Annotated in this window: 12 protein-coding genes; 10 read left to right on the top strand and 2 right to left on the bottom strand. The window is 38.0% G+C overall.

Translation table 11 applies throughout. The features are described 5' to 3' along the window. Positions 1-78 precede the first annotated feature (78 nt). The 8 genes from lysC (at position 79) to M900_RS12630 (ending at position 7,751) form a co-directional block, all read left to right on the top strand. Complete coding sequence (lysC, locus tag M900_RS12595; RefSeq protein ID WP_021275077.1) at positions 79-1,431, top strand: lysine-sensitive aspartokinase 3; 1,353 nt, start codon at positions 79-81, stop codon at positions 1,429-1,431. Continuing rightward, a complete protein-coding gene (locus M900_RS12600) occupies positions 1,428-2,105 on the top strand; it encodes a 4-hydroxy-tetrahydrodipicolinate reductase (RefSeq protein WP_021275200.1) in 678 nt (225 codons plus the stop codon). Before lysC ends, M900_RS12600 begins: the two co-directional genes overlap by 4 nt. A 1-nt stretch (position 2,106) precedes the next feature. Further along, the gene (gene dapA, locus M900_RS12605) at positions 2,107-2,988 is read left to right on the top strand and encodes a 4-hydroxy-tetrahydrodipicolinate synthase (RefSeq protein ID WP_021275071.1); all 882 of its coding nucleotides are present in this window, start codon (positions 2,107-2,109) and stop codon (positions 2,986-2,988) included. Positions 2,989-2,997: 9 nt separating this feature from the next. After that, complete coding sequence (locus tag M900_RS12610) at positions 2,998-3,753, top strand: 2,3,4,5-tetrahydropyridine-2,6-dicarboxylate N-succinyltransferase (protein WP_021275117.1); 756 nt, start codon at positions 2,998-3,000, stop codon at positions 3,751-3,753. A gap of 15 nt (positions 3,754-3,768) precedes the next feature. After that, positions 3,769-4,986, top strand: coding sequence for a PLP-dependent decarboxylase (locus M900_RS12615; protein ID WP_021275098.1), 1,218 nt, complete (start codon positions 3,769-3,771; stop codon positions 4,984-4,986). Positions 4,987-5,085: 99 nt separating this feature from the next. Then, the gene (locus M900_RS12620) at positions 5,086-5,766 is read left to right on the top strand and encodes a hypothetical protein (protein ID WP_021275043.1); all 681 of its coding nucleotides are present in this window, start codon (positions 5,086-5,088) and stop codon (positions 5,764-5,766) included. 58 nt (positions 5,767-5,824) lie between these two features. Further along, on the top strand, positions 5,825-6,952 hold the full coding sequence (locus M900_RS12625) for a succinylglutamate desuccinylase/aspartoacylase family protein (protein ID WP_021275242.1): 1,128 nt from the start codon (positions 5,825-5,827) through the stop codon (positions 6,950-6,952). Positions 6,953-6,965: 13 nt separating this feature from the next. Beyond that, positions 6,966-7,751, top strand: a complete 786-nt coding sequence (locus M900_RS12630) for an ABC transporter substrate-binding protein (protein ID WP_021275072.1) — start codon at positions 6,966-6,968, stop codon at positions 7,749-7,751. Here M900_RS12630 and M900_RS12635 read toward each other — a convergent pair. After that, on the bottom strand, positions 7,748-9,295 hold the full coding sequence (locus M900_RS12635) for an FMN-binding glutamate synthase family protein (protein ID WP_021275166.1): 1,548 nt from the start codon (positions 9,293-9,295) through the stop codon (positions 7,748-7,750). The two genes, M900_RS12630 and M900_RS12635, sit on opposite strands and share 4 nt — an antisense overlap. 113 nt (positions 9,296-9,408) lie before the next feature. Here M900_RS12635 and M900_RS12640 point away from each other — a divergent pair, with 113 nt between their 5' ends. Both M900_RS12640 and M900_RS12645 read left to right on the top strand, forming a co-directional pair. After that, positions 9,409-10,449, top strand: coding sequence for a fatty acid desaturase (locus tag M900_RS12640; protein WP_021275247.1), 1,041 nt, complete (start codon positions 9,409-9,411; stop codon positions 10,447-10,449). A gap of 36 nt (positions 10,450-10,485) precedes the next feature. Then, the gene (locus tag M900_RS12645; protein WP_021275163.1) at positions 10,486-11,442 is read left to right on the top strand and encodes a tyrosine-type recombinase/integrase; all 957 of its coding nucleotides are present in this window, start codon (positions 10,486-10,488) and stop codon (positions 11,440-11,442) included. 46 nt (positions 11,443-11,488) lie between these two features. Here M900_RS12645 and M900_RS17300 read toward each other — a convergent pair whose 3' ends face one another. Further along, the gene (locus M900_RS17300; RefSeq protein WP_021275059.1) at positions 11,489-12,529 is read right to left on the bottom strand and encodes a DUF3943 domain-containing protein; all 1,041 of its coding nucleotides are present in this window, start codon (positions 12,527-12,529) and stop codon (positions 11,489-11,491) included. Positions 12,530-12,655: the final 126 nt, after the last annotated feature.

Genomic DNA, 12,655 nt, shown 5'->3' on the forward strand with positions numbered 1-12,655 from the left:
ATGCATCTTTGTGTTTTTCAACAAGACTAATCTCCCAAATTGCCATTAACAATTATTATATTGAAAGGATTTTTCTCTATGAGCGAAAAAGTTATTGTTTCAAAATTTGGTGGTAGTTCAATGGCCGATCTTACGGCAATGAAGAGAAGTGCTCAGATTTCAGCTGACCAAAAAGCTAATATCGTAGTTGTCTCAGCTGTCTATGGTGTGACAAATCTTCTTATTGATGCAAGTAAGGCCGCATGTAGCGACACTTGGGAAAATACATTGAAAGTTATTTCTCAAATTGAACAAAAACATTATTCAATCTTAGAAGAAATGAAAGCTGATACGACTGTATTTGAAGACGTCAGATCTCTGCTTTCTGAGGTAAGAACCCTTACGCAAGGGATGAACCTTTTGAAAGAATGCTCTCCACGCGCATATGATTCACTCCTAAGTCTTGGAGAAAGACTTTCTTCAACAATTTTTACTCAGGTCTGTAAAGAAATCTTCTCTGGTCCTGAAGTAAAGTTTTTTGATATTAGAACTGTAATGAAAACAAGCGATGATTTTGGAAAAGCAATTCCAAATATCGCACTTATTTCAAAACTTAGTGAAAAACACCTTAACGATTGTAAAAACGGTAGCGTCGTCTATATTACACAAGGATTCATTGGATCGACTGAAGATTCGATGACAACAGTGCTTGGACGAGGTGGAAGTGACTACTCTGCTGCACTAATTGCAGAAGGCATCAAGGCAGACATTCTCCAAATTTGGACTGATGTTGCAGGAATCGCGACAACAGATCCACGTCTTGTACCTGAAGCGAAATTACTAGATGAGATTACATACTCAGAAGCAGCAGAGTTAGCTACTTTCGGAGCTAAAATTCTGCATCCAACAACTTTAACTCCGGCCCTTAGAGCTAATGTTCAAGTATTTGTAGGGTCAAGCTATGAACCAGAAAAAAATGGAACATGGATCAAGACTAAAACAGAGAGCTCTCCGTTAATCAGAGCAATGGCAAAGAGAGATGACCAAATCATCATGACGCTTTCAACGCCAAAAATGCTTCATTCTCATGGATTCCTTTTTGAGATTTTCAAAGTTTTTAACGAACACAAAATTTCTATTGATTCGATTACGACTTCTGAAATTTCGGTGGCCTTAACTCTTGATGATTCAAATAGATTAAATAAGAAACTTATAGATCAGTTATCGTCTCTTTGTGATGTGAAGATAGAAGAGAATCTAACGCTTGTTTCTCTGATTGGAAATGAGATCAATCACACGCCAAAACTAGCACAACGAATTTTTCAAAGTATCGATGATATTAACGTAAGAATGATTTGCCTTGGGGCAAGTAAACATAATTTCTGTTTCTTAGTTGCAAAAGATCAAGCGACAGAATGTATTAAAAGACTTCACAGAGAATTTATTAAATGAAAATAGCACTGCTTGGAAAAGGAAAAACAGGATCAAAAGTTATTGAGATTTTGAGTGAGTCTAACTCCCCTCACACCCTGACAATTTTTGACTCTAAGAATACACCAACTAAAAGCAATCTTGCAGGCCATGATGTAATCCTCAGTTTTTTAACTGGGGAAGTTTTTGTTCAATATATTGAGATAATATCTCAGACAGGAATCCCCGTAGTTACAGGCTCTACTGGTTTCGAATGGAACGAAGAAAGAATGAGCCTAGTCAAGAATTCGAACTCTCCATGGATTCATTCAAATAACTTTTCACTTGGAATGACAGTTGTTAAGAAAATTATTTCTCTTCTTGGGAAGGCCTCAAAACTCTTTCCTGAAGTGGATTTCAAGATACATGAAGTTCATCATACAAAAAAACTAGATGCGCCATCGGGCACTGCTAACGCTTGGGGACAATGGCTAGACCGCCCAGTTGAAATAACAAGTGATCGCATTGGAGATGTCATTGGTGTTCATGAGCTAACGCTCTTAACTTCTAACGAAAAAATAACTTTAAAGCATCAAGCACTTGATAGAAAATTATTTGCTCAAGGAGCAATTTGGGCATGCGAGAAAATCGTAAGTTTAAGGCCAGGGCTACATGACTTTTCAAATGTTACATTAAATACCCTTTTGGAGGATTAAAATGGATATTAACTCAACACCACTTTGGACAGCAGTTATTACACCGATGAAAGAAAATGGTTCAGTAGATTATGATTCACTAGAACGCGTTCTACAAGCGCAAGACGAAGCAGGCAATGGAATCCTTATTCTTGGTAGTACAGGTGAAGCTCTAAATATTGATGATGACGAAGCAAAAGAAGTTTTAAATTTTGCTATTAATTTCAAAAAGAGTGTTCCTCTAATGTGTGGAATCGGTGGAATTAATCTTAGTCGAATGAGAGCTTGGACAGAGTATCTTAATACTCTTGCTATTGATTGCTACCTTGTTGTAACACCTCTCTACGCAAAACCAGGTGATGAAGGACAATACCAATGGTTTAAAGCTCTCCTCGATACTGCAACTAAACCTTGTATGCTTTACAACGTCCCAGGTAGAACGGGAAAAGAAATGTCATTAGCAGCGGTTGAAAGACTAAATACTCATCCAAACTTCTGGGCGATCAAGGAAGCTTCTGGTTCAGTTGAAAAATTTAAGGCCTATGTTAAAGCAGCTGGTTTTGGTCGAGTTTATAGTGGTGATGATGGTATGCTTCCACAATATAGTGAGCATGGTGCAAAAGGTCTTGTTTCAGTTGCTTCTAATGTCTGGCCAAAACAAACACATCTTTACACTAAGCTTTGTCTAGATAATAAACTTGAAGATAGAAAACTTTGGGAAACTGCAGCTGATACACTTTTTGTGTCTTCGAATCCAATTCCTGTAAAGTGGATTATGGCCCACACGGGCCAGATTGCAACTCCAACTCTAAGGGCACCACTTACACATTTAGACATGGTAAGAACAGAAGAAATAATCGCAGCAAATGAAGCTGTTTGTAACTGGTATAACAAGAATAGCTAAGGATTAAATATGGAATGGATGGAAGTACTAAAAAAACTCGAAACAGGTGAGCTCAGATCGGCAAATAAGATCGATGGTATTTGGCAAGCAAATGTCGAAGTAAAAAAAGCAATCTTAGAAGCATTTAAAAATGGAAATAATACTGAGCAATCTGAATTTGGATGGCCAGGGTTTGTTGATAAACACAATATCCCAGCAAGAAAATTTTCAACTGCGGATGGCGTGAGAATGGTCCCAGGAGGATCAAGCGTTAGAACAGGAGCTTACGTTTCTAAAGGCGTTATCATCATGCCTCCAGCATATATTAATATTGGTGCTTATGTTGATGAAGGAACAATGGTCGACTCTCACGCACTTGTTGGAAGTTGTGCTCAAATTGGTAAAAATGTTCACTTATCAGCAGGAGTACAAATCGGTGGAGTACTAGAGCCTGTTGGACTAGCGCCAGTAATCATCGAAGACAACTGCTTTATTGGGGCAGGAAGTGTTATCGTTGAAGGTATTCAGGTTCTTAAAGAAGCTGTTATCGCTCCAGGAGTTATTCTTTCTAAAGGTGTTCCAGTGTATGACTGTGTTCACGGAAGACTTCTTGAAAAGGGTGAACCTATTCCTGAGCGCGCTGTTGTTGTTCCTGGAAATAGACCTGTAAGTGATAAGCTTCCATGGGCAAAAGAAATGGGATTAACGATGAACTGTGCAATGATCGTAAAATACCGTGATGAAAAAAGTGATACATCATTAGAGCTTGAAGCTTTTTTAAGATAAGAATTAGGAAAAGAGATGTCAGACTTTAGTTTTAAAAGACACGAGAAAGAAATAGAAAAACTTATCAAGAGACTTGATTCTTCTTTCTATTTCTATGACCTGGACAAACTAGAGTCACACCTCTCATATATTTCCAACAATAAAGATGAGGCCATTAAGCTCTTCTTTGCTTGCAAGGCCAATCCCCTTTCATCAATTTTAAAACTTATCCGCAACCTTGGTATCGGAGTTGATGTCGCAAGCCTTGGTGAACTTTCACAAGTAGTCTCAAGTGGTGTAAAAGCTTCGGATATCATCTCAACAGGCCCTAGCAAGAGTCGCGGATATATGAGTCATCTTCTTCGTAATGAAATTAACTGTACCGTCATCGAAAGCTTCTATCAGCTTCAGTGGCTTGAAGAAGTGGCAAAGAAAGAAGGTGTAAAAGCACGTGCTCTTCTTCGCGTCCAACTAGAATGGGACAATGCTGAAAAGTCAGTCCTTGGAGGTGATGAAATTACGGCCTTCGGACTTGATGAAAAAACTTGGAGAGAAATTGATCTCTCACAATTCCCAAATGTGCAGGTGCTAGGATTTCATACTTTCCAGTGGGGCAATATTCTCGAGGTTTCAAAACTTGAAAATATTTGGGATAAAGCATGTGAGAAGTTAAAAACTCTCGCGGCTCAAATGAATCTCAATCTTGACATTATCGATCTCGGCGGAGGTCTTGGTATCCCCTATCAAAATCAAACGACGACTATAGACTTCAAGGACATTAATGCTGCTTTAGTAAGACTTAAAGAAAAGCATCAATTAAAAACGATTTGGATGGAACTTGGTCGCTACGCAGTTGGTGATTGTGGTTTTTACATGTCACAAGTTATCGATCGTAAGAATGTGCGAGGTAGAGATATTCTAGTTCTTGATGGCGGTATTAATCATATCGCAAGACCGGCCCTTACTGACCAAGCATTTCCTTGTCATGTCTTCAAAAAGGAAAACCCAACGTCAACAAAAGAGTTTCACGTCCATGGTCCACTATGTACAGCTCTTGATAAGCTCGGTGTGTTTGAATTACCAGAGAACACAGATTACGGTGACTGGTTAGTATTTTCGCAGTGTGGGGCCTATGGCTTTACTGAGGCGATGCCTTTCTTCCTATGCCATAACCTGCCCGCAGAAGTTGTTAGCTACAAAGGGGATATTATGACCCCGAGAGTAATTAAGAGCTCATCTGACTGGCTTGTATAATATAGAGATCTTACGTCCTATAACCAATATTAAACTTAAATATTGGCCCGTCGTCTCTTATTTATCACACACGCATCATAATTGATGTAAAATCATGATATGAACACAAGACAATTTAGATATAAATTCACCTTTGAGTCAGGTACACAATTTGAATATCAGGTTAACCTCGATGAGCAACTACACTCTCATACTAATATTGAAGAAATTAGTAATTTTATCGAAGTCTGTGATCTCAAGTACTGTCAATGCCCAAACTGTCCTCTTACAAAAGAAGAGTCGGCCCTGTGTCCAAGTGCCGTTGCTATCAGTCGGCTGATTCCTGAGTTTGAAAAAATGAATTCCTATGAGCGTTGTTCGGTTCATGTATTAACTGAAAATCGTGAGTATACAAAGGAGTGTGATATTCAACATGGACTTCAATCCCTTTTTGGACTCGTCCTAGCAACTAGCGGATGCCCTCGCATGGAATTTTTAAGATCAATGGCAAAATTTCATCTTCCATTTTCAAACTCAGAAGAAACTATTGTCCGCGCACTATCCTTTTACCTTCTTAGTAAATTTGCAAAAGACCCTACATTAAGAGATTTTACAATAGAAGACCTCAAAAACAATTACGAAGAGCTCTCTATCGTTAATGCGGCCCTCTGTGAGAGAATATCGTCGCTAGAAAAATTGGATGCGTCAAAAAATGCACTAATTGTCCTAGATACATTTTCACAAATGTTCAAGGTTGAATTTGAGCTCGATTTTGAAGATATCTCAGATTACATTAGTTAATTAATTGAATTTTTCTACTAAATCATTCAAAATTACTTTATCTAAAAAAGGAATTTTGATGTTGAAGAAAGAAATTATTTCAGTTGATCAAATTGGAAGTAACTCGTTAGATATTTATAAATATACAATAGACCAAGGAAATCCCGGTCCCACCGTATATATCCAGGCAAGTGTTCACGGGGCAGAGCTTCAAGGGAACCTTGTAATCAAAAATCTTATCAATACTCTTAAAAGCAAAGTAGTTTTTGGAAAGATTGTTTTAATCCCACTTGCAAATCCATTTGCTTCCTCACAAAAAATTGGAACTTATACTTTTGGCCGCTTTAACCCTGTAACAGGCGACAACTGGAATCGAAATTATCACGATGTTGCAAAGAAAGAAAAAGAAGGGACTATAGGTTACATCGATTTCAAAAAGTTTGTGAACGAAAACCAGTCTAACTCTGTAGAGGAAATCAAATACAACTTCAAATCAACACTAAAAGATACTCTACAAAAATTTAGAGAGACACAAGATAGTTTTGGGATTAGTGACAATAAAGACCTTTTCACAACTCTCCAGCTTCTCGCAAGTGAAGCTGATATCGTTCTAGATCTTCATACAGGACCAATTGCAACTCGCTATCTTTATGCCCCACAGTATTTAAAAGAAAAATCAAAAGACTTGAATTTTCCATTTACACTACTTATAGACCATGAATTTGCAGGAGCAATGGATGAAGCAACTTTCTATCCATGGGTAAGACTTAAAGAAGAACTAGAAATAGCCGGTATAGCGTTTGAAAATACATTTGAATCTTATACAGTTGAACTTGGCAGCGAAGAAATAATTGATTCCAAAGCAGCAGACATCGATACTGCAAATATTCTCAATTTTCTTAAGGCCCGATCTGTCATAAACGAATCTGCGACGATAGACAAAACTGCACAAGTTTTTTGCCATATTTCCGATTACCAAACATATAGAGCAACTAGATCTGGTTTATGTGAATATTTGATCGCTCCAGGTATGTCATTTAAAAAAGGTGACTTATTAATGAGAATTTACCAATTCGACAATCTCGACTTAGAGGTTGAAAAACAGCAACATGATATACTCGCTGTTACGGATGGGATTGTAATTAATCATAATCACTCTTCAAATATCAAGAAAGGAATGGATCTCCTTCAATGCTTCAAAGCTTAAAAAGTGGTAACTAATGAGTAAATTCATAAAATATTTCGTCTTATTTCAAATTATTTCAACAGCAAATTCCGATGACTTTTCGGTAACCCTTTCTGATAGAAAATTAAGCTCTAACACTCTTGTAATTGCTGCTCAAGAAATTCCCCCATATTATTACGGAGTACAAAATGGTGAAGTCCGTGGTGTCTTCTATAAAATTGCGAAGGATGTCTGCAAACAAGAAAAAATAGATTGTCAGTTTTTCACTCTTCCATTTAGAAGAGCACTTCACTACATCGAAAGTGGAAAAATTCACATAACAATGCCCATGGGCCTACTTGAGTCGAGAAAAAAAATCATGACTTTCTCTCCAGAAATTCTTGCTACAGGATATGTTTTTTTTGGAGGAAAAGATGATATCGACAAAATAAATGACCTCACGATGTTCAGCGGTCTAATTGGCGTACACACTAAATCAAGTACAGAGAAAAAATTAAAAAATATTATAAAGGAGCATAACCTCAACCTTGAGATAAAGGAAGAAACAGACGTTCAAGATGTTTTATCTAAACTTGAAAGGAAGCGATACAAATACATATTCGTTAATAAAGATATTGCAAACGATTGGCAAAACAAGGACAGTTCAAGACGAGCTAAATTCAAAGCATATGATAAATTTCTTTCACCTGTAAATTATCACATTGCCTATACTAAGAACTTTGAGAGCAAAGAAATACAGAAAAAACTTGAGAAGTTTAGGGATGGACTGGCGAAGTACATCAAATCCCCCCTATTTCTCAAGCGTATAAACGGTAACTAAAGTTCATGCCCTATTTTTTCCTCACGTTTTTCGAATTGGAAAGATGGATAAATCTCTTCTAGTGAAGCGACCTTCGTTGGACCAACTCTTCTAAAGATATCTCTTCTTGTTAAAAATTCAGCCTTCTCATAACCTGCAGCTGCGATGATTTCCTTTACGGCCTGTATAGTCTCACCATGAAAATTTGCAATTCTTTCCGCTTTATTCTTAACATTCAGTCCCTTCGCAAGAGTTGGATCTTGAGTTGCAATACCTGCAGGACACTTATTTGTATTGCAAAGTAGCGCCTGAATACAACCAAGGGCCAACATCATTCCTCGAGCACTATAACAAGCATCGGCACCAAGACTTAATGCGCGTACAATATGGAAACCTGTAATTATCTTTCCAGACGCAATAAGTTTAATCTGGTGTTTTAACCCATATTCATCAAGCAAATTTTTTGCACGAACAAGGCCTTCAACAAGGGGTGTTCCAATCGAATCTGAAAACTCCAGTGGCGCCGCTCCTGTTCCACCTTCTGCACCATCAATTGCGATATAGTCAGGATAGTCTCCAAGCCTTCTCATTGCTTGACAGAGATCTCTAAACTCCTCATCTTTACCATAACAAAGCTTAATACCAATAGGCTTTCCACCACTAAGTTTTCTAAGTTTTGCAATAAACAAAATCATCTCATCACTATTTGAAAAAGCACTGTGAAAAGGAGGAGAGGCCACCGTCGTAAAAGGCTCAACACCTCTAATCGCTGCAATCTCCTGCGTGTTTTTCTTCGCGGGAAGAATTCCCCCATGACCAGGCTTTGCCCCTTGAGAGAGTTTTAACTCGATCATTTTGACTTGATCTAAAAGGGCATTTTTTTGAAACTTCTCTTCACTAAATGTACCATCAGCGTTTCTTGCGCCAAAATAACCAGTTCCTATTTGCCAAATAATATCTCCGCCACCTCTTTTATGAAAATCACTAATCCCACCTTCTCCCGTATTATGTGCAAAACGACCAAGTCTTGCACCAGCATTTAAGGCTTCAACAGCTGTGTGAGAAAGAGCACCGTAACTCATGGCCGAAATATTTAAAAGTGATAACGAATAAGGTTTATCACAGTGATTCGATCCTACAACGACGCGAAGATTCTCTTCTTCAATATTATGTTCATTCGCCGGATAAATTGAATGGTTAATCCATTCATGCCCTTCCTCATAAACATTTAATTGTGTCCCAAATGGCTTTGTTTGAATTGCTCTTTTCGCTCTTTGATAGACTACAGATCTTAGAATTCTTGATATTGGTGTCCCGTCAGTATCACTTTCAACGAAATACTGATAAATCTTAGGTCGTAGCTCTTCCATTACATAACGTAAACGTCCAAGCAAAGGATAATTACTCTTTAAAGTGTGCCTAACTTGAAAAATATCATACAGCCCAACAAGCCATGTAGGCAGAAAAAACAGTAAAGAATAGGCGTATCTCACATCAACAAAGAATATTAATGCAAAAACACCAGGCACAGTAATAGCTAAAAATAGCCAAAATTCATTTCTCATTTTCCCTCTCTTTCCAAGCTTTTCGGATGTTTAACGCTCAATATAAGGGATTTTTACATTTGTTTTACAAACCTTTCGTCCCTAACTTGCTATCATTTATTCACGGAGGACTTATGTCAAAATCATATAATCTTAAAAATCTCAACACACTCAATACGGTATTTCTATTAGGAAGCCCTCTTGTAGCTCTTCTCGGAGTTCTACTTTGGCTAAAAGTTGATGGATTCACTTGGCAAATACCAGCGCTTGCAGTGATTTTTTATTTTGCAACAGGTATCGGTATCACAGCAGGTTACCACCGCCTTATCGCGCACAGAGCATATAAAGCAAATTCATTCTATAAAGCAATCATGCTTATTCTAGGTGGAAGTGCTCTTCAAAACTCAGCACTCAAATGGTGTAACGACCATCGCGTACACCACGGAAAAGTAGATACTGAGCACGACCCTTACAATATCAATGAAGGTTTTTTCTATGCACACATGGGCTGGATTCTCCTTCAGGAAAATATCGATGACTTCCGTTATTCAAAAGATCTATTAAATGACAAGCTGGTAATGCTTCAACATAAGTACTACATGCCGATGATCGTTTTCTTTAGTTTTATTCTTCCAGGAATAATTGGTCACCTATGGGTTGACTCGTTTCTTGGAGGCTTCTTCGTTGCAGGATTTGCTCGTGCAGTTATCGTTCACCACTGTACATTCTTCATCAATTCTCTATGTCACATGGTTGGAACAAGACCTTACGACAAGGAACAAACAGCACGCGACAGTTGGTTGATGGCACTCTTCACTTTCGGAGAAGGTTACCACAACTATCATCACACATTTCAAAGTGACTACAGAAACGGAATTCGCTGGTACCACTACGACCCAACAAAATGGCTTATCTGGACTGCTTCAAAATTTGGATTCGCCACAAACCTTAGAAGAACTAAGGAAGTCGATATTATCGCGAAAATGATTGAATCAAACCTAAGTGGCATAGAAGAACAAACTGCTTCGAATCCAACAATGGCCGAGTTATCTAATCAGATCTTAACAAAGGCCCGCGAAGTCGTCGCTCGCATTAAAGAAAGCGGTGCAAATGCCACAACAGAATTTAATGAGCTACTACTACTTCTCAAGCAAAGTAGAGCACTAATTTCCTAGGGTTTAAATCCCTCTTCAACGGGCCTAAAATAAATTGTGGAACAATTTAAAACTAGGCCCAATGAACATCGCTTTCTACTAGATGATGAGTTTTTTGAAAACTTCACCTCGGCCCACACTCGTAAAAATTACCTAATCGATATCAATCAGTTTTTAAAATGGGTTAATGATTTTTTTGATCTTAGTGACTACAAAGATATTCAGCGTATTCACGTCATCAAATACAGAAACTATCTCAGCGAAATCGGCGGTCACGGCGGTGAGCCCTGCACTCCAAAAACAATTAATAGAAAACTTGCAAGCCTATCCACTTACTTCAAGTATCTCGTTGAAAGAAATTACTGCCAGATTAATCCAGTCTCAAGCGTGAAACGCCCAAGACCAGAGGTAAAAAGCCCTACAAATGCAATCTCCAAAGCACAGGTCCTCGAAATTTTTGATGCGATCTCACGCAATAAGAATTCAGGTCCAATGCATATGGCATTGCTTGTAACATTTTTCACCACAGGACTTCGTAAGAGTGAAATTCTAAATCTCAGATTTAAAGATTATCATCGCCACGGTGACCATATGGTTTTTGAATATCGTGGAAAAGGTGGAAAACTTGGCAAGAAACTACTTAACCCCGTTTGTGTTAAGGCCATCAATGAATATGTCAAATGGATGGAAGAGCTCGAAAGACCCCACGAAGAATCAGACTGGTTATTCCAACCAACTCGTAACCCGAGTGATCCAAAAAACCTCAACAAGCCACTCAACCCAAAAACAATTAATGAAATCATTAATAGCTATGCCAAAAAAGTCGGTATTGGCGTCAGCGTAACACCCCACTCTGCACGAGCAACATTCATTAGTGAGTTGCTTGGCGCCGGGGTTGATATCTACACAGTTGCTAGAGAAGTGAATCACGCCTCTGTAAAAACAACTCAGGAATACGACAAGAGACGAAAGAAGCTAATTGAAAGCCCAGTCAATATTCTTGACTGGGAATAAGACTCATTAAAATTTCAGTTCAATTCCAATTCCAAACACTCCAGACTCATTTACCTTCTGGCGCGAATCCCTCAATATGAGCGGGCCTTGTGTAAAAGTATGTTCTAGCATCTTTGATATACTTGTTTTCAAAAACATTATTAATTCCATCTAAGATAGCTCCCGCAGGATCCATAATTCCTAAAGCAACAGTACCAAGAAGTTTCGAACCTAAGACCTCTCCATTGTTTTTAACGATTTTTTCAGAGAGTTGCATAAACGCTTCCCCCATTAACGAACCAATAACTGGTGTAACAATCAAATCTTGAATCGATGGAATTTCTGCAGCTGCTTCAAATCCATACTCCCAAAAAACAGTCGACATAAAAACACTATAACCAAATGACTGCATTTTTGAGAGGCCAGCATGTCTTCCAACAACATAGTAAGCAGCACCCGAATATGGGTGTCCAATATAATTAACTGCCCAGTCATCTTTATCTACAACAGGTCCGGCCTTAATATTATCCATATATTTAGAACCCAGTGCTCCAATTTCATCTTTATCCCATTTCGTTACAGATTCTGGCATCATCCACAACAAACCTACCATTCCTGCACCAAGAGCTGTAAAATTCCTTGTTTGACGTACAACATTTTGTTGCGTTTCACTCAACTCACTGAATGAAATACCATCTGTTTGATATTCATCTTTCACCATTACAGAAACATAAGGATTGCTTTTATCAATCGCGCATAAGTTATCTATGGTACTACTATCAAGAGACGAATTAGAGCGTAAGCTTTGTTGTATCTCTTCACATGATCTCTTATCTCGAGTATCGATTGTTATCACTTTTGCTTGTCCAAACACTCTTTGTTTTTCTTTAAGCTCCCTTTCCGCATCCATTTCTTGAACGACATTATTCCATTCTTCCCTTGTCATATGTTTTGAAAGTGGATTAAACATCCATTCATAATCAAGACGCTTTTGCTCTTCCTCACTCACCTGATAGCTCTGAGGTTTAAAAGTTATTTTTTCTCTTTCAGCAAATGCTGAAGTAGAAATAGTAAGAATAGCTAAAATTGAAATAATGTTTTTTCTCATAGTTCAGATCCCATAATAATGTTTCTTACAATACTAATGGCATAAAGAAGAATTTTTAGCTTTTTTGAAATATCTATCGGCCTGTCAATTATTTAGACACTTTTTAAACTGCTCCAAATAAATGGG

Origin of the sequence: Bacteriovorax sp. Seq25_V (assembly GCF_000447795.1) — a bacterium.
Lineage (GTDB): Bacteria > Bdellovibrionota > Bacteriovoracia > Bacteriovoracales > Bacteriovoracaceae > Halobacteriovorax_A.

What these genes read in the sequence shown, in the direction of transcription:
- lysC (WP_021275077.1), top strand. Translation starts at nt 79, where the DNA reads ATGAGCGAAAAAGTTATTGTTTCAAAATTTGGTGGTAGTTCAATGGCC.
- M900_RS12600 (WP_021275200.1), top strand. Translation starts at nt 1,428, where the DNA reads ATGAAAATAGCACTGCTTGGAAAAGGAAAAACAGGATCAAAAGTTATT.
- dapA (WP_021275071.1), top strand. Translation starts at nt 2,107, where the DNA reads ATGGATATTAACTCAACACCACTTTGGACAGCAGTTATTACACCGATG.
- M900_RS12610 (WP_021275117.1), top strand. Translation starts at nt 2,998, where the DNA reads ATGGAATGGATGGAAGTACTAAAAAAACTCGAAACAGGTGAGCTCAGA.
- M900_RS12615 (WP_021275098.1), top strand. Translation starts at nt 3,769, where the DNA reads ATGTCAGACTTTAGTTTTAAAAGACACGAGAAAGAAATAGAAAAACTT.
- M900_RS12620 (WP_021275043.1), top strand. Translation starts at nt 5,086, where the DNA reads ATGAACACAAGACAATTTAGATATAAATTCACCTTTGAGTCAGGTACA.
- M900_RS12625 (WP_021275242.1), top strand. Translation starts at nt 5,825, where the DNA reads ATGTTGAAGAAAGAAATTATTTCAGTTGATCAAATTGGAAGTAACTCG.
- M900_RS12630 (WP_021275072.1), top strand. Translation starts at nt 6,966, where the DNA reads ATGAGTAAATTCATAAAATATTTCGTCTTATTTCAAATTATTTCAACA.
- M900_RS12635 (WP_021275166.1), bottom strand. Translation starts at nt 9,295, where the DNA reads ATGAGAAATGAATTTTGGCTATTTTTAGCTATTACTGTGCCTGGTGTT.
- M900_RS12640 (WP_021275247.1), top strand. Translation starts at nt 9,409, where the DNA reads ATGTCAAAATCATATAATCTTAAAAATCTCAACACACTCAATACGGTA.
- M900_RS17300 (WP_021275059.1), bottom strand. Translation starts at nt 12,529, where the DNA reads ATGAGAAAAAACATTATTTCAATTTTAGCTATTCTTACTATTTCTACT.